Origin of the sequence: Duganella sp. CF517, assembly GCF_900110275.1 — a bacterium.
In the GTDB taxonomy this organism is placed as follows: Bacteria; Pseudomonadota; Gammaproteobacteria; order Burkholderiales; family Burkholderiaceae_D; genus Rugamonas.
Genome location: NZ_FODC01000002.1, coordinates 578326 through 597418 on the forward strand (window position 1 = coordinate 578326; position 19093 = coordinate 597418).

At 64.7% G+C, this 19093-nt stretch carries 17 protein-coding genes; 6 read left to right on the top strand and 11 right to left on the bottom strand.

What is annotated here, in order from left to right; all coding sequences use genetic code 11:
• Window positions 1–6: 6 nt before the first annotated feature.
• From hydA to BMX85_RS09575, 7 genes are read right to left on the bottom strand one after another with little or no spacing between them, the layout of a single operon-like run.
• On the bottom strand, window positions 7–1401 hold the full coding sequence (hydA, locus tag BMX85_RS09545) for a dihydropyrimidinase (RefSeq protein WP_090316318.1): 1395 nt from the start codon (window positions 1399–1401) through the stop codon (window positions 7–9).
• A gap of 25 nt (window positions 1402–1426) precedes the next feature.
• A complete protein-coding gene (locus BMX85_RS09550; RefSeq protein ID WP_090316321.1) occupies window positions 1427–2911 on the bottom strand; it encodes an NCS1 family nucleobase:cation symporter-1 in 1485 nt (494 codons plus the stop codon).
• A gap of 58 nt (window positions 2912–2969) precedes the next feature.
• Window positions 2970–4262, bottom strand: a complete 1293-nt coding sequence (gene preA, locus BMX85_RS09555) for an NAD-dependent dihydropyrimidine dehydrogenase subunit PreA (RefSeq protein WP_090316323.1) — start codon at window positions 4260–4262, stop codon at window positions 2970–2972.
• The gene (locus BMX85_RS09560; RefSeq protein WP_090316327.1) at window positions 4262–5659 is read right to left on the bottom strand and encodes an NAD(P)-dependent oxidoreductase; all 1398 of its coding nucleotides are present in this window, start codon (window positions 5657–5659) and stop codon (window positions 4262–4264) included. The genes preA and BMX85_RS09560 overlap by 1 nt, the downstream gene beginning before the upstream one ends.
• Window positions 5660–5718: 59 nt before the next feature.
• Complete coding sequence (locus BMX85_RS09565; protein ID WP_090316330.1) at window positions 5719–7221, bottom strand: CoA-acylating methylmalonate-semialdehyde dehydrogenase; 1503 nt, start codon at window positions 7219–7221, stop codon at window positions 5719–5721.
• Between the two features lie 31 nt (window positions 7222–7252).
• Window positions 7253–8368: an alanine dehydrogenase gene (ald, locus tag BMX85_RS09570; protein WP_090316332.1), complete on the bottom strand. Its 1116-nt coding sequence runs from the start codon at window positions 8366–8368 to the stop codon at window positions 7253–7255.
• A 25-nt stretch (window positions 8369–8393) separates the two neighbouring features.
• A complete protein-coding gene (locus tag BMX85_RS09575; RefSeq protein ID WP_090316335.1) occupies window positions 8394–9710 on the bottom strand; it encodes an omega-aminotransferase AptA in 1317 nt (438 codons plus the stop codon).
• 187 nt (window positions 9711–9897) lie between these two features.
• Here BMX85_RS09575 and BMX85_RS09580 point away from each other — a divergent pair, with 187 nt between their 5' ends.
• On the top strand, window positions 9898–11376 hold the full coding sequence (locus BMX85_RS09580; protein WP_090316338.1) for an aminotransferase-like domain-containing protein: 1479 nt from the start codon (window positions 9898–9900) through the stop codon (window positions 11374–11376).
• Window positions 11358–12038, top strand: a complete 681-nt coding sequence (locus BMX85_RS09585; RefSeq protein WP_090316340.1) for a TetR/AcrR family transcriptional regulator — start codon at window positions 11358–11360, stop codon at window positions 12036–12038. The genes BMX85_RS09580 and BMX85_RS09585 overlap by 19 nt, the downstream gene beginning before the upstream one ends.
• A gap of 63 nt (window positions 12039–12101) precedes the next feature.
• Here BMX85_RS09585 and BMX85_RS09590 read toward each other — a convergent pair whose 3' ends face one another.
• A complete protein-coding gene (locus BMX85_RS09590; protein WP_090317651.1) occupies window positions 12102–13172 on the bottom strand; it encodes a collagen-binding domain-containing protein in 1071 nt (356 codons plus the stop codon).
• Window positions 13173–13494: 322 nt separating this feature from the next.
• Between BMX85_RS09590 and BMX85_RS09595 the strand changes: the two genes are divergently transcribed.
• From BMX85_RS09595 to BMX85_RS09610, 4 genes are all read left to right on the top strand, one after another.
• On the top strand, window positions 13495–13761 hold the full coding sequence (locus BMX85_RS09595) for a hypothetical protein (RefSeq protein ID WP_090316343.1): 267 nt from the start codon (window positions 13495–13497) through the stop codon (window positions 13759–13761).
• Entirely contained in the window at window positions 13758–14687 is a 930-nt protein-coding gene (locus BMX85_RS09600) for a sensor histidine kinase (protein ID WP_090316346.1), read from the top strand. Before BMX85_RS09595 ends, BMX85_RS09600 begins: the two co-directional genes overlap by 4 nt.
• Window positions 14684–15487: a LytR/AlgR family response regulator transcription factor gene (locus BMX85_RS09605; RefSeq protein ID WP_229210370.1), complete on the top strand. Its 804-nt coding sequence runs from the start codon at window positions 14684–14686 to the stop codon at window positions 15485–15487. Before BMX85_RS09600 ends, BMX85_RS09605 begins: the two co-directional genes overlap by 4 nt.
• Window positions 15488–15617: 130 nt before the next feature.
• Window positions 15618–16043, top strand: a complete 426-nt coding sequence (locus tag BMX85_RS09610; protein WP_090316349.1) for a VOC family protein — start codon at window positions 15618–15620, stop codon at window positions 16041–16043.
• 10 nt (window positions 16044–16053) lie between these two features.
• On the opposite strand, the gene BMX85_RS09615 is transcribed toward BMX85_RS09610, so the two are convergent.
• The 3 genes from BMX85_RS09615 to deoA are packed head-to-tail and all read right to left on the bottom strand — an operon-like array spanning window position 16054 to window position 19023.
• Entirely contained in the window at window positions 16054–17280 is a 1227-nt protein-coding gene (locus BMX85_RS09615) for a nucleoside deaminase (RefSeq protein WP_090316352.1), read from the bottom strand.
• A gap of 5 nt (window positions 17281–17285) precedes the next feature.
• Window positions 17286–17690, bottom strand: a complete 405-nt coding sequence (locus tag BMX85_RS09620) for a cytidine deaminase (RefSeq protein ID WP_090316355.1) — start codon at window positions 17688–17690, stop codon at window positions 17286–17288.
• 10 nt (window positions 17691–17700) lie between these two features.
• Window positions 17701–19023 (bottom strand): thymidine phosphorylase, encoded by a 1323-nt coding sequence (deoA, locus tag BMX85_RS09625; protein WP_090316357.1) that lies wholly within the window; start codon window positions 19021–19023, stop codon window positions 17701–17703.
• Window positions 19024–19093 lie beyond the last annotated feature (70 nt).

Here is a 19093-nt window from a genome sequence, read left to right on the forward strand (position 1 = left end):
TGTTGATTAACGCGCCGACGTGGCTTTGAACGCGGGACGATCGATGTGGCGGCCGGCCCCCTCCACCGCCATCAGCACGCCGCGATGGAACACGACGTTACCGGCGGCCAGCGTGGTACTGGGGATGCCGCGCACGGTGCGGCCCTCGAAGACGTTGAAGCCGCCCTTGGCGAACTGGGTCAACGACGAAATCGTGCGGGTGCCTTCCGGGTCCCAGACGACGATATCGGCATCCGAACCGACCGCGATCAACCCCTTGCGAGGATACATATTGAAAATCTGCGCGGCGTTGGTCGAGGTGACCTTGACGAATTCCGAAGGCGTCAGCATGCCGCTGTTGACGCCCGCGTCCCAGATCACCGACATGCGGTCCTCGACGCCGCCGCAGCCGTTCGGAATCTTGGTGAAATCGTCCTTGCCGGCCGCTTTCTGCTCGGCGCAAAAGGTGCAGTGGTCGGTGGCCGTGGTGTGCAGGTTACCGCCTTGCAGGCCATGCCACAACGCGGCCTGGTGCTGCTTGCTGCGGAACGGTGGACTCATGACGTGGGCGGCGGCGTATTCCAGGTCGTCGCTCTGGTAAACGCTGTCGTCGATGATCAAATGGCCGGCCAGCGCCTCCCCGTACACCCGCTGGCCGTTGGCGCGGGCGCGCGTGATGGCGTCCAGCGATTCGGCGCAGGACACGTGCACGATGTAGACCGGTGTGTTGAGCACATTGGCGATGGCGATGGCGCGGTTGGCCGCTTCCGCCTCCACCGCCGGTGGCCGCGACAACGGATGCGAACTCGGTCCGGTCAGGCCCTTCTTGAGCAAATCCTGCTGCAACTGATAAACCAGCTCGCCGTTCTCGGCGTGCACGGTCGGAATGGCGCCCAGCTCCAGCGAGCGGCGGAAACTCTTCACCAGCGTTTCATCGTCGGCCATGATGGCGTTTTTGTACGCCATGAAGTGTTTGAAGCTGTTGACGCCATGGTCGCGCACCAGGATTTCCATATCGCGGTGCACGGTCTCGTCCCACCACGTGATCGCCACATGGAAGGTATAGTCGCCGGCGGACTTGCGCGCCCATTCACGCCACTGGTGATAGGCCTCGATCAGGTTCTGCCCGGGCGCCGGAATCACGAAATCGATGATGGTGGTGGTGCCGCCGGCCAGGCCGGCGGCGGTGCCGGTGTAAAAGTCATCCTGCGTGACGGTGCCCATGAAGGGCAGGTTCATATGGGTGTGCGGATCTATCCCGCCGGGCATCACGTACTGGCCGGTGGCGTCGATCACGCGCGCCGACGCCGGCGCCTCCAGATTTTCGCCAACGGCGACGATCTTGTCGCCATAGCACAGCACATCGGCACGAAAGGCGCGGTCGGCGTTGACGACGGTACCGCCGCGGATGATAGTAGTCATTTACTTCTCCTGAATCCTGTGAATCTTAGGGGTGGGCGGGCGCCCTCACCGCGGGCACCGTCTTCCCCTTCATCATAACCCCATACACGATTGCGGAGATTACGATTCCGACGAACCATGCATAGGTATAAATCGTTTTGAAGCCCTCGCCCACGCCGGGGAACGACGCCGGGAAGGCGGCGTTGAGGAAGCCCGGGATGTTCGGCGCCACGCCGACCACGAAGGCCACCAGCGCGGCCACGTTCCAGCCGTTTCCGTAAGAGTAGACGCCATCCTCGCGATACAACTCGGCGACATTGAGTTCGGTCTTGCGGACCATGTAGTAATCGATGATCAGGATGCCGGCGATGGGGCCGAGCAGCGCCGAATAGCCGATCAGCCACGTGAAGACGTAACCCTGCGTCGATTCGAGTATCTTCCACGGCATCATGAGGATGGCGATACCGGCGGTGATGTAGCCGCCGGTCTTGTAGGAGATCTTCTTGGGCGAGAGCGCCGAGAAATCATACGCCGGGCCGACCAGATTGGCGGCCAGGTTCACCGAGACGGTGTCGATCAACAGGATCAGCAGCGCCACCAGCACCGCGACGCCGGTCATCCGGCTCGCCAGATCGACCGGGTCCCAGATCGCTTTACCATACAGGACGACCGTGGCAGAGGTGACGATCACCGCCATCGCCGCCAGCAGCCCCATAGGCACCGGCAGGCCGACCGACTGGCCGATGACCTGGTCGCGCTGCGATTTCGCGAAGCGGGTGAAGTCGGGAATGTTCAGCGCCAGCGTGGCCCAGAAGCCCACCATCGCCGTCAGCGACGGCCAGAACACGGACCAGAACTGGCCTTCCTTCTTGCCGCCAGCGACGAACTGCGATGGCGCCGACAACAGGTCGCCAAAGCCGCCGGCCTTGTTGTGCACCCACGCCAGCAGCACGAAGCAGATGGCGATCTTCAGCGGCGCGGTGTAGGTCTCCAGTTTGCGAATGGCGTCCATGCCGTGCACGATGTACCAGAACTGGATGGCCCAGAAGGCCAGGAAGCAAAGCAGCTGCGCGCCATTGATGCCGAGGAAGCCGAGTTTGGCGCCGCCGATCTCGCCGCCCATCATCACGCCGAGCAGCGTGTAGATCATCGAGCCGCCGAACCAGGTCTGGATGCCGTACCAGCCGCAGGCGACGATGGCCCGCATCAACGCAGGCAGCCGCGCGCCGGAGGTGCCGAACGAGGCGCGCGCCAGCACCGCATAGGGAATGCCGTACTTGGTGCCGGCGTGGCCGATCAGCAGCATCGGCAGCAGCACGATGGCGTTGGCGATGAACACCGTCAGCACCGCCTGATAACCCGACATGCCCCCTTCGATCAAACTCGCCGACAGCGTGTACGCCGGAATGCACATCACCATGCCCACCCACAGCGCCGCGAAGTGATACCAGCGCCAGGTGCGTTGCGCTGCGGTGGTCGGCGCCAGGTCTTCGTTCCAGAGTTGCGTGCTGCCAGAGAGTTCTTTGCTCACAGGGCGTTCTCCAAGGGTTGATCAAACAATCGTGCATCTTCCGTTGCAAGATCCGTTCCTATACAGTCTCCGGCACCTTCACGTTTTCCGCACGCGGGTTGCGCGGGTCCTGCGTCCAGTTCATGTAAGGCTTGCCCGTATCCTGCGGCACCATCGTGATGCACCCCTGCACCGGGCAGGTGATCTCGCACAGATTGCAGCCGACGCATTCCTCCTTGATCACCTCATAGGTGCGCACGCCGGCTTCATCGATCAACTGCGCGATCGACTGGTGCGACGTGTCCTCGCACGCCACGTAACAGCGGCCGCACTTGATGCAGTCGTCCTGGTTGATGTGGGCGATGACCTGATAGTTCATGTTCAGGTACTTCCAGTCGGTGGTGTTGGGCACCGCCTTGCCGACGAATTGACTGACGCTGGTGTAGCCTTTCTGGTCCATCCAGCGCGACAGGCCGTCCTTCATCTCCTCGACGATGCGGAAGCCATGCAGCATGGCGGCCGTGCAGACCTGCACGCAGCCGGAACCGAGCGCCATGAACTCCGCCGCGTCGCGCCAGTTGCCGATGCCGCCGATGCCCGAGATCGGCAAGCCCTTGGTGGCCGGGTCGCGCGCGATTTCAGCCACCATGTTCAGCGCGATCGGCTTCACCGCCGAACCGCAGTAGCCGCCGTGCGTGCTGGCGCCGCCGACGATGGGGAACGCCACCATCTGGTCCAGATCGAGGTGGGTGATCGAATTGATCGTGTTGATCAGCGAGACGGCGTCGGCGCCGCCGGCCTTGGCGGCGCGCGCCGGCGCGCGCACGTCGGTGATGTTCGGCGTCAGCTTGACGATGACCGGCAGCTTGCTGTGCGTCTTGCACCAGCGCGTGACCATTTCCACGTACTCAGGAACCTGGCCCACCGCCGCGCCCATGCCGCGCTCCGGCATGCCGTGCGGGCAGCCGAAATTGAGTTCGATGCCGTCGGCGCCGGTCGCCTCCACCAGCGGCAGGATATCGGCCCACAGCTTCTCCTCGCACGGCAGCATCAGCGAGACGATGATCACGCGGTCGGGCCAATCCTTCTTGACCTGCGTGATCTCGCGCAGGTTGATGTCCAGCGAACGGTCGGTGATCAATTCGATGTTGTTGAAGCCGAGGACCTCACGGTTCTTGCCGTAGTGCGCCGAGTAGCGCGACGAGACGTTGACGGCGGCCGGGTCTTCGCCCAGCGTCTTCCACACCACGCCGCCCCACCCCGCCTCGAAGGCGCGCACCACGTTGTAGGCCTTGTCGGTCGGCGGCGCGGAGGCCAGCCAGAATGGATTGATCGACTTGATGCCGCAAAATTCTATGCTCAGGTCAGCCATTATGCAGCCTCCACTTTCGATGCAGCGGTTATTGATGCCGTCATTGATTTCAGGTCCTCATGGATCGCGTGGGCGGCCAGCTTGCCATGCTGGACCGCCTGCACGGTCAGATCCTGACCCGGCGCCACGCAGTCGCCGCCGGCATAAATCCCCGGCAGCACGGTGCGGAACTGGTCGTCCACGTGGATTTTGTCACCGTCGCGTTTCAGCGTTTTCGCCAGCGGATCGCTGATGCCGGCTTGGTCCATGCTTTGGCCGATGGCCTTGAAGATGGCGTCGGCCGCGATCTCGAAGGTTTCGCCGGTACCGCCGAAGCGGCCATCGACGATAGCGGTTTTCTCGAAGCGCATGCCGCGCACCCGGCCCGCCTCGTCCAGCAGCACCTGCTGCGGTTGCGCCCAAGTGCGCATGCGCACCTGGTTTTCCTTGGCGATGTGCTGTTCGTGTTCGGTGGCGCTCATGGCCTCGAAGCCGCGCCGGTACACCAGCGTGACCTCCTCGGCGCCAAGGCGCTGGATCTGCACCGCCATATCGATGGCGGTATTGCCGGCGCCGATCACGATGGCGCGCGATGGCAGCGGCAGCTGGCTCAAGTCGTCCGCCTGGCGCAGTGCGGCGATGTAATCGACGGCGGCCAGCAAACCGGGGGCATCCTCGCCGGTCAAGCCAAGCTGCTTGCTGGCGCCGAGGCCAAGGCCGAGGAACACCGAGTCGTATTGCGCGTGCAGGTCTTTCAGCTGTATGTTGCCGCCCAGGGTCTGGCCGTGGAGAATCTCGATGCCGCCGATCGCCAGCAGGAAGTCGACTTCCTTTTGCGCGAAGTTATCGGTCAGCTTGTACTTGGCGATACCGTATTCATTGAGGCCGCCCGATTTCTCGCGCGCTTCGAAGATCACCACGTCGTTGCCCAGCATCGCCAGGCGGTGCGCGCACGACAGACCGGCCGGACCGGCGCCGACCACGGCGATCTTCTTGCCGGTCGACGGGAAGCGTTTGAATGGATGCTCGTCGAGCGACATGTTGTCGATGGCGTAGCGCTGCAGCAGGCCGATCTTCACCGGCTGGCCTTCGGCGTCGTGATTGCGCACGCAGGCGTCCTCGCACAGGATCTCGGTCGGACAAACGCGCGCGCAACTGCCGCCCAGGATATTTTGCTTGAGGATGCCGACCGCCGCGCCGTTGACGTTACCGTCGTGGATATTGCGGATGAAACTTGCGACGTCGATGTCCGACGGGCAGATGCGCGTGCATGGCGCGTCGTAGCAGTACAGGCAGCGCGAACTCTCGATCGCGGCCTTGCGCGCATTCAGTGCCGGCGCGAGATCGGTGAAGTGTTCCGCCAATGCCGCATTGGCTTCCTTCGGATGCGGCATGTATTTCAGGGATTCGATCATCATTCATTTTCCTGGCTAATGGCTCGGTAGTCTCGGATACCCCGGACGACGAATTCGTCCGACTACTTCATCTGTGGGAATGCAAATTCCGCGCCAGCGCTGGCGGTGTTCGGCCAGCGCTGCATGACCGCCTTGTGGCGCGTGTAGAAACGCACGCCCTCGGGACCATAAGCGTGATGGTCGCCGAACAGGCTGCGCTTCCATCCGCCGAAACTGTTGAAGGCCATCGGCACCGGCAACGGCACGTTCACGCCCACCATGCCGACCTGGATCTGGCGCACGAACTCACGCGCCACGCCACCGTCGCGCGTGTAGATCGCCACGCCGTTGCCGTACTCGTTGCGGTTGATCAGCTCCACGGCGCTGCCCACATCGGGCGAGCGCAGCATGCACAGCACGGGGCCGAAAATCTCTTCCTTGTAGATCGTCATATCGGGCGTGACGTGGTCGAACAAAGTACCGCCGATGAAGAAGCCGTTCTCGCGTCCGGGCACGACGTGGTTGCGTCCATCGACCACCAATTTCGCACCCTGCTCCACGCCCTCGCCGATCAAGCGCTCTATGCGCTGCTTGGCCGCGCTTGAAACGACAGGTCCCATTTCGGCGTCGTGCTCCATACCGTCGCGCACTTTCAGTGCGGCCGTGCGCTTTGCCAGTGCGTCGACGATTTTATCGCCCGCGTCGCCGACGGCGACCACCACGGAAATGGCCATGCAACGCTCGCCGGCGGAACCGTACGCGGCGCCCATCAACGCATCGACCGTCATCTCCATATCGGCATCCGGCATCACCACCATGTGGTTCTTGGCGCCGCCCAAAGCCTGCACGCGCTTGCCGGCAGCGCAGCCGCGCGCATAGATATACTCCGCGATCGGCGTCGAGCCGACAAAGCTCAACGCTTGCACCACCGGATGATCGAGCAGCGCGTCGACCGTCGTCTTATCGCCCTGGACGACGTTGAACACGCCATCCGGCAGGCCCGCCTCCTGCAGCAGTTTTGCATGCAGCAGCGACGGCGACGGATCGCGTTCGGAAGGCTTGAGGACAAAGGTGTTACCGCAGGCGATGGCGACCGGGAACATCCACATCGGCACCATCACCGGGAAGTTGAACGGCGTGATGCCGGCCACTACGCCCAGCGCCTGGCGCATCGACCAGGCATCGATACCGCGCGAGATCTGGTCGGTGAATTCGCCCTTGAGCATCTGCGGAATGCCGACCGCGAATTCCACCATCTCGATGCCGCGCGCGACCTCGCCCTGGGCGTCGGCGAAGGTCTTGCCGTGTTCGCGCGTCAGCATCGCCGCGAATTCGTCGACGTGCTGCTGGCACAGTTGCAGATACTTGAACAGCACGCGCGCGCGCGTCAGCGGCGGCGTCGCCGACCAGGCGGGGAATGCCGCTTCCGCCGCGCGCACGGCGACATCGACTTCTTCAGCGGTGCCAAGGGCCACGCGCGCCACCGGTTCGCCCAGCGCCGGATTGAAGACGTCCGCATAGCGGCCGCTTTGGGTATCGACTTTGGCGCCGTTGATGAAGTGGGTGATGGTGTCAAGGTTGCTCATGGTGTTTTTCTCTCGTTATATCGTGATAGGGTCAGCCCAGCAGGCCGTCCGCGTCCACATAAGGGTAGCCCAGGGCGTGCGCCACCGCTGCATAGGTGACGTGGCCCTGGCATACATTCAAACCGTTCTTCAGATGGGCATTGGCCTTCAACGCTTTTTGCCAGCCCTTGTCGGCCAGCGCCAGCGCGTGGCTGATCGTCGCGTTATTCAGCGCGAAGGTCGAGGTGCGGGCCACCGCGCCGGGCATGTTGGCCACGCAGTAGTGCACCACGCCGTCGACCACGAAGGTCGGGTCCTGGTGCGTGGTGGCGCGCGACGTTTCGAAGCACCCGCCCTGGTCGATGGCGACGTCCACCACCACCGCGCCGGGCTTCATGCGCGAGATCATGTTGCGCGTGACCAGCTTGGGCGCGGCCGCGCCGGGCACCAGCACGCCGCCGATGACCAGGTCGGCGTCGAGCACCGCCTGTTCGATCGAATGGGCGCTGGAGAACATCGTCGAGATGCGGTTGCCGTACACCAGATCGAGCTGGCGCAGGCGGTCGATGTTCTTGTCGAGGACAGTGACGCGCGCGCCGATGCCTACCGCCATCTGCAAGGCGTTGGTGCCGACCACGCCGGCGCCGATGATGGCGATGTGGCCGGGCGCCACGCCGGGCACGCCGCCCAGCAACAGGCCCATGCCGCCCTTGGATTTCTCCAGGTGCGCGGCGCCGGCCTGGATCGACATGCGGCCCGCCACTTCGCTCATCGGCGCCAGCAGCGGCAGGCCGCCGTTGTCCCCGGTGATGGTTTCGTAGGCGATGCAGACCGCGCCCGATTCGACCAGCGCCTTGGTCTGCTCCGCGTCGGGCGCCAGGTGCAGATAGGTGTAGAGGATCTGGTCCTTGCGCAGCATCGCGCATTCGTTCGGCTGCGGCTCCTTGACTTTGACGATCATGCCGGCGCGCGCGAAGATGTCCGGCGCGTTGTCGACGATTTCGGCGCCGGCGCCTTCATACATCGCGTCGGTCAGTCCGATGGCGGCGCCCGCGTCCTTTTGTACAAGGACTTGATGGCCGCGCAGTACGAGCTCCTTCACGCTGGCCGGGGTAAGGCCAACGCGGGATTCCTGGTTCTTGATTTCTTTTGGAACGCCTACCAGCATGATGGTCTCCTCCGTTGTATACCGCTCACTCCAGGTTTTTCAGCACCGTGGTTAACTTTCCAAACAATTCGTCGATGTGTTTTTTCTCCAGCACCAGCGGCGGCGACAAGGCGATGGTGTCGCCGGTCGTGCGGATCAGGATGCCGTCGGCGAAGGCCTGCTTGAAGGCGGTGAACGCGCGCGCGCCGGGTTTGCCGGGAATCGGCGCCAGCTCGATGCCGGCGATCAGACCGATGGTGCGGATGTCGATCACGTGCGGCAGGCCTTTGAGCGAGTGCACCGCGTCGGCCCAGTATTCGGCCAGGCCGGCCGCGTGTTCCAGGATGTTCTGTTCCTTGAACACCTCAAGCGTCGCCAGCGACGCCGCGCAGGCCACCGGGTGGCCCGAATAGGTATAACCGTGGAACAGCTCAATGCCCGCCGGCGCGTCCATGAAGGCGTCGTGGATGTGCTGTTTGCTGAACACCGCGCCCATTGGAATGACGCCGTTGGTCAGGCCTTTGGCGGTGGTCATCATGTCCGGCTCGACGTCGAAGTAGTCCGATGCGAACGGCGTCGTCAAACGTCCGAAGCCGGTGATCACCTCGTCGAAGATCAGCAGGATGCCGTGCTTGGTGCACAACTCGCGCAGGCGCTTCAGGTAACCCTTCGGCGGTATCAGCACGCCGGTCGATCCGGCCACCGGTTCGACGATGACGGCGGCGATGGTGGAGGCGTCGTGCAGCGCGACGATGCGTTCCAGTTCATCGGCCAGCTCGGTGCCGTATTCCGGCTCGCCGCGCGTGTAGGCGTTCTTTTCCAGGTTGTGCGTGTGCGGCAGGTGGTCGACGCCGGGCAGCATGACGGTGTACTGCTTGCGGTTGCCGGCGATGCCGCCGACCGAGATGCCGCCGAAGCCAACGCCGTGGTAGCCGCGCTCACGCCCGATCAGGCGCGTGCGCGAAGCCTCGCCGCGCGCCTTGTGGTACGCCAGCGCCATCTTCAGCGCGGTGTCGACCGCCTCCGAGCCGGAGTTGGTGTAGAAGACGTGGCCGAAGCGGTGGTTGGTGTACTCCATCAGCTTCTCGGCCAGGTCGAAGGCGGCCGGGTGGCCCATCTGGAAGGTCGGCGCGAAATCGAGCTGGCCGACCATCTCGCGCACGGCGGCGACGATCTTCGGCTGCGCGTGGCCGCACGGGACGCACCACAGGCCCGCCGTGCCATCGAGGATGCTGTTGCCGTCGACGTCCTTGTAGTACATGCCCTCGGCCGACACCAGCAGGCGCGGATGGGCTTTGAAGTCGCGGTTGTTCGTAAACGGCATCCAGAAGGACGCCATCGATTCTGGTCGTGATTCGTTCATGCATATCTCCTGTGACGCCAAGCGGATTTTTTGACGAACCGTAAAAAAATTTACCAGTTGGCAAAATGATGATGCAATAATAGACAGCGCTACAACTATGGCACAGATACACAAATATCAAAACTGTCCAACCGTATCGGTAGTAAAAACAGTACAGTTTTGCTTTATGCCGCCTTTGGAGTCAAGGATGGAAACAGCGTATCCTGCGATCGATCAATCCGCCACCGAGCCGCCCACGGCGCCCGGCTGGCCCGTTATCGCCATAGAGCGCGGCGGCAAAGGCAGCCTCGTGGATCAGATCGTCTCGGCCATCAGCGCGATGGTGGGCGCGCGGGAGTTGCGTATCGGAACCAAAATGCCGTCGGTACGCCAATTCGCCAAGTGTAATGGCGTCAGCACCTTTACAGTTGTGGAATCCTACGACCGGCTCGTCACCTTGGGGCTGCTGTCCTCGCGGCGCGGGTCGGGTTACTTCGTGGCGCGCCAGGACCTGCCGGCGGCGCTGCTGCCGCTGGCCGGCGAAGCCACGCCGACCGCCATCGACGCCCTCACCGCCCACCTGTACTCCGGCATGTCCGACGCGCTGGCGGTGGGCGCCGGCTGGCTGCCGCCCGAGTGGTACGGCGAGGACACCATCCTCGACGCCGTGCGCCACGCCATGCGCATCCCGGCCAACCGCCTGCGCGGCTACGGCCATCCGCTCGGCTTCCCGACGCTGCGCCAGCACCTCGCGGCCTGCCTGACCGAGGACCTGTTCCCGGTGGAGCCGGAGCAGATCCTGCTGACGCACGGCGCCACCCACGCCTTCGATCTGATCCTGCGCACGCTCACCCGGCCGGGCGACACCGTCTTCGTCGAGGACCCGGGCTACAGCAACCTGCTGTCGCTGATCCGCCACCACGGCTGCGTGGCGGTCGGCATCCCGCGCGGCGACCAGGGGCTGGACTTCGAGGCGCTGGCCGCGCAGGCGACGCGCACCCAGCCCAAACTCATGTTCGTCAACACGGTGCTGCAAAACCCGCTCGGCACCTCGCTCAGCGCGGCGCAGGCGCACCGCCTGCTCGGCCTCGCCGAGCAGTTCGACTTCTGGCTGGTGGAGGACGACATCTACCGCGAACTGGCGCCGCGCGGCGAGGCCTCGCTGGCGGCGATGGACGGCCTGCGGCGCGTGATCCGGGTCGGCAGCTTCTCCAAGACCCTGTCGCCGGTGCTGCGGGTCGGCTCGATCTGCGCCTCGGCCTCGCTGCTGCCGGAGCTGGTGCGGGTCAAGATGCTGGCCGGGCTGACCACCTCCGAGATCAACGAGCGCGCCGTCTACCACGCCATCAGCGCGCGGCCCTACAAGCGCATGGTCGACAAATTGATCGCGCAGCTGGAGGCGGCGCGGGAGCGCACCATCGACAGCCTGCGCGGCGCCGGCATGACACCGCTGGCCAAGCCGCGCGGCGGCATGTTCGTCAGCGCCGGCTGGCGGCAGGCCCCGAGCGCCGAATGGAACGGCCAGGTCATCGCCGACCAGGCGCTCAAGGCCGGCATCCTGCTGTCGCCGTGCGACTTCTTCATGCTGCGCCAGCCGGAGACGATCTGGTTCCGGTTCAACGTGGCCTACACCGACCACCCGCAACTACTGACCTTCCTGAGACACATATGTCGACAGCCAAACTGACCGCAGCGCCACCGCCGAAGATCAAACGGCGCGTCCTCAACCGCGACAAGCTCGAGGCGGAAATCGCCGCCGAGGCGGTGCGGGTGTTCGCCGAATGCGGCTACGAGGGCACGTCGATCGCCACCGTGGCGGAAAACGCCGGGCTGTCGAAGCAGAACCTGATGTATTACTTCCCCACCAAGCAGTCGCTGTACCAGCGCGTGCTCGACGAGGTGCTCGACGAATGGCTCGAACGCATGGAGAACCTGGCCGCCGAGGACCAGGAACCGCGCGAAGTGCTGCGCACCTACGTGCAGGCCAAGTTGAAGTTCTCGCGCGAGCAGCCGTGGGCCTCGCGGGTGTACGCGATGGAGGTGATCAGCGGCGCGCAGCTGTACGGCGCGCAGATCCAGAGCCGCGTGGTGCCGCTGCTGCGCAAGGATATCGAGGTGTTCGAGAAGTGGATCAGCGCCGGCAAGATCGCGCCGATCAACGCCACCCACCTGCTGTTCGCCATCTGGGCGATGACGCAGTCGTACGCCGACTTCTCGGCGCAGATGGCGCTGGTGTTGAACCGCAAGCAGCTCAACAAGAAGGATTTCGACGACGCCGAAAAAGTCATCGTCGACATGGTGCTGGCGGCGATCAGCGTGCCGGCGCCAGCGGCACCTCCTCAGGCATAAGCGAAAGCCGTTGGACAAAAAAAAGCCACCCCGAAGGATGGCTTTGCGGCGAAGCTGCTCGGCTTAAGCGCGGGCGGCTTTGCGGCGGCGGGCGATCGCGCCGACCAGGCCCAGACCGGCCAGCATCATCGCGTAGGTTTCCGCTTCCGGCACGGCGCCGGCGAAGTTGTTGATGTGGATTTCGGCGCGCGAATCGAGGTTGTTGACGTAGACGCCGCCTTCGATGTTGGCGTTGTTGATCAGGTTGGACTTGACGGCCAGGATCGAACCGCCGAACTCGGCGTTGATGGTCAGGTCGGTGGCATCGTAGAAGTTCCAGATCACTTTCTGGCCGACTTCGCGCGCGCTGCCGCCCAGGAAGTTATCGTTGATCACGCCCGAGGTGATGCCGCTGTTCATGTAGACCGAGGTGGCGCCGTTGAAATTGAAGCTGAACTCGTGCACCAGGTTCTGGTTGAACAGCGTGCTTTCGATGCTGGTCAAATCGAACACCGCCACGCCCTGGCTGTTGACCTTGGCGTTGAAGGTGGCCTTGCCCGCATCGATGACCACGCTGCTGCCGGTCGACTTGTAGGTCTTCATCTGGTTCGACACGGCGGTCAGGATCTTGCCCATGTCGGTCGACGTCGCGGCGGTCGAGTTGGTGGCCTGCAGGCTGCCGGCCGCCACCGACTTGAGCTTGGTCACGTTGACGTTGCCGCCGTTGGTGTCGCCCTGGACGTAGACGCTGCCGTTGCCGTTGTAGCTGGTGTTGACGGAGTTGCCATAGACGGCGCTGCTGCCGTTGTTGACGATCGAGTCAACCACGTTGCCGTAGACGACGGCGCCCTTGTCGGTGACTTGTGTACCGCTCAGGGCCGCCTGGTCGGCGGCGACGCCCACGCCCTTGACGGTCACGGCGGCGTAGTTGGACGCGCGCATATCGTTCGGGTGCATGCCCAGCACGGCGCCGTTGCCCTGCATCGAGCCGGTCACATAGGTGCGGCCGTCGACGTGCGACGTGGACGTCATGTTACCCAAGGTAACGACGTTGAACTGGTCGAAAATCTGTTGTTGGTTCAGCGAACCTGCCTGTGCTGGCGCGGCGAAGATCGCGGCGGCGGCCAGCGTGCTCAGTGCGAAATATCGGGACATCAAATTTCCTCAAATTAAGATTAAATGCGGCTTGGCGGCACGCAAATTACCGGTCAAGAACTCAGTTGCACGTAGTATATCATTGATAATTGCCAACAACACATATGTTTTTTGTTTTTCGCAACATTTTTAATTGCCGCGCATGGCATGCCTGGTCCCCGGCGGCAACTGTGCGCGAGTCGATATACGGCCACGGCCAACCGCCGTTCATCGCCGGGTGGCGCCGGTCAACCCGCCCAAACAGCAGTTGATCGCAATCCCCGCCGGCGCCTCCGCGCTTTTGCTACAGTAACCACATCGCAACACACCAAGGAGACACAACATGCGCAAGCCGACCGCCGATTCCCTGTCCGACCTGCTCGACGAGATTTTCACCACCTGCATGCACATGCTGCGCCGCGCGGGACGCCTGATCGGCGCCATGCCGCCGTCCGCGCTGCTGGGCGTGGCGCTGGCGCTGGCGCTGATCCTGGCCATCCTGCCGATGGCCATCGTGCTGTTCGCCGCCTTCATGCTGGTCAAGCTGGCCGTCGTCGGCTGCGTCCTGGCCAAGCGCCGCCACCGGCTGCGCAAGGAGCGCCTGCAATGAAAAAATCGCGGCTGGCCAAGGCCGGCTACGACAACGCCAAAAGCCTGCTCGACATCGTGCGCGAGATCGGCGAAACCGCCGCCGCGCTGTGGTGGCGCTTCTTCGACTGGCTGGCGCAGGTCGAATGGCGCAAGCTGATCATCATCTGGCTGCTGCTGCTGATCCTCGGCCTGACGCCGTTCGGCCTGCCCAAGCAGACGGTCGGCTTCATCCTGCTGTCGCTGGGTCTGAAGGTGCTGGCCGGCGGCAAGCGCAAGGCCGAAATCGAGGCGCGCGACGCCACCAGCCACGCCGACGAGGAGGGCCTCGAGCGGCGCCTGGTGGAGGCGCGCATGGCCGCGCTGCAGGCGCAGGTGGAGCCGCACTTTTTGTTCAACACCCTGGCGCTGATCGGCCAGTTGATCGAAACCGATCCGCCGCAGGCGGCGCGCATCCACCAGAACCTGATCGACTACCTGCGCGCCACCCTGCCGCAGATGCGCGCCAAGGGCGCCGGCACCCTGGGACGGCAGATCGAGATGTCGCGCGCCTACCTGGCCATCATGCAGGCGCGCATGCGCGCTCGGCTAGCGGTGTCGGTGGACGTGCCGGAGCACATGCTCAGCGCCACCTTCCCGGTGATGATGCTGCAGATCCTGATCGAGAACGCCATCAAGCACGGGCTGGAGCCCAAGATCGACGGTGGCCGCATCGACATCCGCGCCAACGTCGACGGCCAGATGCTGCAGGTGGACGTCATCGACGACGGCATCGGCTTCAACGTCCACGCCGGCGACGGCCTGGGGCTGGCGAACGTGCGCGAGCGCCTGCGCATCCTGTACGGCCAGCGCGCGCAGCTGGTGATCGAGGCGCCGCTAACCGGCGGCACCCGCGCCAGCATCCGCGTGCCGTACGCGCCCGATATTTTTGCCGATGGAGTCAAATGAATCCCATGAATCCGCAAACGAATCCGCCGCGGCGCGCCACCGCGCTGATCGCCGACGACGAGGAGCCGATGCGCGAGCAGCTGCGCAGCCGCCTGCGCGAAGCCTGGCCGGGACTGGAGATCGTGGCCGAAGCGGCCAATGGCATCGAGGCCGTGGCGCTGGCCGGCCAGCACCAGCCGGACATCGTCTTCCTCGACATCCGCATGCCCGGCCTGTCCGGCATCGAGGCGGCGCGCATGCTGTTCAACCGCTGCCACCTGGTGTTCGTGACGGCCTACGACCAGTATGCGATCGAGGCGTTCGAACAGGGCGCCCTCGACTACCTGCTCAAGCCGGCCGGCGGCGAACGGCTCAAGACCACCTGCGCGCGGCTGCAAACGCTGATCGGCCGGCAGCCGTCCAACATCGAGCGCCAACTGGGCGCGCTGCTGGCGGCCCAGGGCAAGCCGGGCCGGCCCGACCCGGCCGAACCCGGCTACCTGCGCTGGATACAGGCGGTGGTCGGCGCCAACCTGCGCATGATCAGCACGCGCGAGGTGCTGTTCTTCCGCGCCGACGAAAAATACACCCGCGTCCAGACCGAGCAGTCGGAGGTATTGATACGCAAGACACTCAAGGAGCTGGCCGACGAGCTGGACCCGGACGAGTTCTGGCGCATCCACCGCTCGACGCTGGTGCGGGTGGACGCCATCGAGAGCGTCACGCGCGACCTGCGCGGGCGGCAGATGGTCAAGATCAGGAATTTTTCCGAGCAGTTGGAGGTCAGCCGGGGCAACACCCATCTGTTCCAGCAAATGTGAGGAATTGTGATTTCCCCCTGAGCGTTATCAATATATACTTTCTTTTCCGCGCCCGTTCGCATCAGCACGGCGAACGGACCGCGCGGAAAATCGATCGAAGCTGTTCCATCGACAGAACGGGGAGAAAACAATGTCCAGCATACCCAAGCAAACCCTCTGCACCGTAGTCCCCTGCATGCGCTACCGCGACGCGCCGGCCGCCATCACCTGGCTGTGCAACACCTTCGGCTTCGAACCGCAACTGGTCGTCCCCAACGAGGACGGCACCATCGCCCACGCCCAGCTCTCGTTCGGTAACAGCATGATCATGCTCGGTTCGGTGTTCGACACCGAATTCGGCCGCTTGATGAAGCAGCCCGCCGAAATCGACGACTTCGTCACGCAAAGCACCTACCTGGTGGTCAACAACGCCGACCTGGTGTACGGCCGCGCGCTGGAAGCCGGCGCCAAGATCCTGCTGGATATCAAAGATGAGGATTACGGCGGCCGCGGCTTCACCTGCCGCGACCCCGAAGGCCACGTGTGGAGCGTCGGCACCTACGATCCGCAAGGCTGAGCGCCCGCGCTCAGCCGCGCGTCAGGGCGTCGATCAGCGCCCGGTCGGCGACCTGGGTGGGATGAATGCGGATGATGTCGCTGTACAGCGGCGGCATCGCCGCGCAGATGGCGTCGAGCTCCTGCTGCGCGATGGCAGGGAGGACGTACTGGAACTGCCTCGGATTGTCCGGCGGTAGCGGCCCCTCCATCGTCGAGCCGTAAGCCCCCAGATTCATGAAGCTCACCGCGCCGGCGTCCGGCCCCCTGGCGAACACCAGGGTGCCGTCCTTCGGATGGCCCAGATAGCGGCGCACCTCCAGCTGCCGTTCCGGCGTCGCGCCAGCCATCAACTTGTAGCGCAGTTGCGCGTAGGCGCGCGTGGCTTCCATGAAGGCGCTGCGGATGCCCGATTGCGCCATCCTGCCGGGCATGCAAAGCAGCAGATTGCCGAACGAATCGAGCAGCGCAACGGCATCGCCGTCGCCGCCATGTTCGCGGTCGCGCGCCATCGCCCGCAACAGGAACGGCGCCAGGCCGGCATCGGGCGCCAGCGGCGCGCAGCGGTAGGTCAGCGCGTCGGGATAGACCTGCTTCAGGGTCCGCGCGATCGGGTGGTCGGGCGCCAGCATGGCGGGATCGAGCAGCTGTTCAACCGGAGGATCGGTCTGGAACAGCCGCATCACCTCGTCGGAGGTCGCCTCGAACACCAGCGCGCACAAGGCCTGCGTCGGTTCGGAGATGGTCTTACCGATGAAGAAGGACTTGGGCGTGGCGCCGGAGGCGGCGCGCGCGTACGGCGACGCACCCAAAATCGCCGGATAGCTGAAGGTCGATGCGGCTTGCGCGCGCAGCGCCGGCGGCAGCGCGCCGAAGCCGGCGCTGACATCGTGGTCGATGCCCGCTTCGCGGTCCGGCGCGGCCACCACCACGTTGAAGCCGCCGGCCAGTATCGCGCCGCTGCACATGCAGCACGGGTCGAGCGTGGTGACGATGGTGATGTCGGCCGGCGGCGGCAGGTCGCGGCCCTTGGCGCGTTCGGCGTAGTACCAGTCGATCAACTGGCGCTCGCCGTGGGCGGTGGGATCGAAGATCAACCCCTGCTTGATGACGTTGTTGTGCAGCGACTGCAGCACGTTGCCATGCTGGTCCAGCATCAGGCCGCCGACGCCGAAGGTGCCCTGCGTCTTGGCGGCGATCGCCTCGGCCGCCGCGATCGCGACGGCCGCCTGCACATCGATCGTCTTCTTGAGGGCCAACGCGCTTACTTCTTCAGATCGGCGCGGCCGAAGCCGTTCGGCAGCTGGGCCGCGGCCGTGGTCTCGAGGATGTCGCCTTTCAGGTTGGTCAACAGCACCGGCAGCGCGTCGCCGCCCAGTTCCAGGATCACCTGGCGGCAGGCGCCGCAGGGCGCGATCGGGCCGTCGGTCTCGCCGATGACGACCAGTTGGTCGAACTCGCCCGGCTTGTAGCCATGCGCGAAGGCGCTGAAGAAGGCGGTGCGCTCCGCGCAGTTGCACAAACCGTAGGCCGCGTTCTCCACGTTACAGCCGTGGAAAACCTTGCCGTCGTTGGTCAGCAGCGCGGCGCCGACCTTGAAGTTGGAGTAAGGCGTGTAAGCCTTCAGCCGCGCGGCGGCGGCTTCGGCGATCAGCTCTTGCTTGTTCATGGATTCCCTTTTATGGACGAATCGTGCGATAGACGACAGGGTTGGCCGTTGGAGCGGCGTCGCCGATCTGGTAGGCGGCCTGGATTTCGCGCACCGCCTGCTCGGCTGCTTCCTGCGTGCGCGCGTGCACCATCGCCAGCGGCTGGCCGGCTTCGATCTTCTCGCCCAGTCCCGCCAGTCCCGTCAGGCCGACGGCGAAGTCGATCGGATCGGCCGCGCGGCGACGTCCGCCGCCCAGGCTCACCACCGCCAGGCCGATGCCGCGGCAGTCGGTGGTCGAGGCGTAGCCGGACTTCAGCGACGGCGCCGGGATGACGATCGGCGCCCGCTCCAGGTGCTTGTCCGGATTTTCCATCAGGTCGGCCGGACCGCCCAGGGCCACCACCATGCGCGCGAAACGCTCGGCGGCAGAACCGTTGTCCAGGCATGCCTGCAGCTTGGCACGCGCTTCCGTTTCGTTCGCGGCCAGCTTGCCCAGCACCAGCATCTCGGCGCACAGCGCCATCGTCACTTCGTGCAGGCGCGCCGGGCGCGACACGCCGGTCAGGTAATCCATCGCGCCGCGTACTTCCAGCGCGTTGCCGGCGTACGGCGCCAGCGATTCGTTCATGTCGGTCAGGATGGCCGACGTCATCATGCCCGCGCCGTTGCCGACCTTGACGATGCTGTCGGCCAGCTCGACCGACTTGTCGTAGGTCGGCATGAAGGCGCCGCTACCGGCCTTGACGTCCATGACCAGCGCGTCCAGGCCGGCCGACAGCTTCTTCGACAGGATCGAGCCGGTGATCATCGCCACCGATTCCACGGTGGCGGTGACATCGCGCACGCCGTAGAAGATCTTGTCCGACGGCGCCAGCGACGACGTCTGGCCGATGATGGCGACGCCGACTTCCTTGACGACCTTGCGGAACAAGGCGTTGTCCGGCACCGTGGTGTAGCCGGGGATGGAATCGAACTTGTCGAGCGTACCGCCGGTGTGGCCCAGGCCGCGCCCGGAGATCATCGGCACGAAGCCGCCGCAGGCCGCGATCATGGGGCCGAGCAGCAGCGAGACGACGTCGCCGACGCCGCCGGTCGAGTGCTTGTCGACCACGGGACCCGGCAGGTCCAGCGAGCGCCAGTCCAGCACTTCGCCGGAGTCGCGCATGGCCAGCGTGAAGGCCACGCGTTCGTCCATGGTCATATCGTTGAAGAACACGGCCATGGCCAGCGCAGCGATCTGGCCTTCGGTCACGCGATTGCTGGTGATGCCGCCGACGAAGAACTGGATCTCTTCGGCGCTCAGCACGCCGCCGTCACGCTTTTTGCGTATGATCTCTTGAGGTAAAAACATGCGATTCTCCGCTTCAGGTATTGGGGTATTGGGGTATTGGGGTATTGGGGATGCATGGCGGGTCCGCTGG

Excerpts from the sequence above, each read along its gene's own strand:
- BMX85_RS09605 (WP_229210370.1), top strand. The coding sequence starts at position 14,684 with ATGAATCCCATGAATCCGCAAACGAATCCGCCGCGGCGCGCCACCGCG.
- BMX85_RS09600 (WP_090316346.1), top strand. The coding sequence starts at position 13,758 with ATGAAAAAATCGCGGCTGGCCAAGGCCGGCTACGACAACGCCAAAAGC.
- BMX85_RS09585 (WP_090316340.1), top strand. The coding sequence starts at position 11,358 with ATGTCGACAGCCAAACTGACCGCAGCGCCACCGCCGAAGATCAAACGG.
- BMX85_RS09565 (WP_090316330.1), bottom strand. The coding sequence starts at position 7,221 with ATGAGCAACCTTGACACCATCACCCACTTCATCAACGGCGCCAAAGTC.
- hydA (WP_090316318.1), bottom strand. The coding sequence starts at position 1,401 with ATGACTACTATCATCCGCGGCGGTACCGTCGTCAACGCCGACCGCGCC.
- BMX85_RS09560 (WP_090316327.1), bottom strand. The coding sequence starts at position 5,659 with ATGATGATCGAATCCCTGAAATACATGCCGCATCCGAAGGAAGCCAAT.
- BMX85_RS09590 (WP_090317651.1), bottom strand. The coding sequence starts at position 13,172 with ATGTCCCGATATTTCGCACTGAGCACGCTGGCCGCCGCCGCGATCTTC.
- preA (WP_090316323.1), bottom strand. The coding sequence starts at position 4,262 with ATGGCTGACCTGAGCATAGAATTTTGCGGCATCAAGTCGATCAATCCA.
- BMX85_RS09575 (WP_090316335.1), bottom strand. The coding sequence starts at position 9,710 with ATGAACGAATCACGACCAGAATCGATGGCGTCCTTCTGGATGCCGTTT.
- BMX85_RS09610 (WP_090316349.1), top strand. The coding sequence starts at position 15,618 with ATGTCCAGCATACCCAAGCAAACCCTCTGCACCGTAGTCCCCTGCATG.
- BMX85_RS09580 (WP_090316338.1), top strand. The coding sequence starts at position 9,898 with ATGGAAACAGCGTATCCTGCGATCGATCAATCCGCCACCGAGCCGCCC.
- BMX85_RS09595 (WP_090316343.1), top strand. The coding sequence starts at position 13,495 with ATGCGCAAGCCGACCGCCGATTCCCTGTCCGACCTGCTCGACGAGATT.
- BMX85_RS09620 (WP_090316355.1), bottom strand. The coding sequence starts at position 17,690 with ATGAACAAGCAAGAGCTGATCGCCGAAGCCGCCGCCGCGCGGCTGAAG.
- ald (WP_090316332.1), bottom strand. The coding sequence starts at position 8,368 with ATGCTGGTAGGCGTTCCAAAAGAAATCAAGAACCAGGAATCCCGCGTT.
- deoA (WP_090316357.1), bottom strand. The coding sequence starts at position 19,023 with ATGTTTTTACCTCAAGAGATCATACGCAAAAAGCGTGACGGCGGCGTG.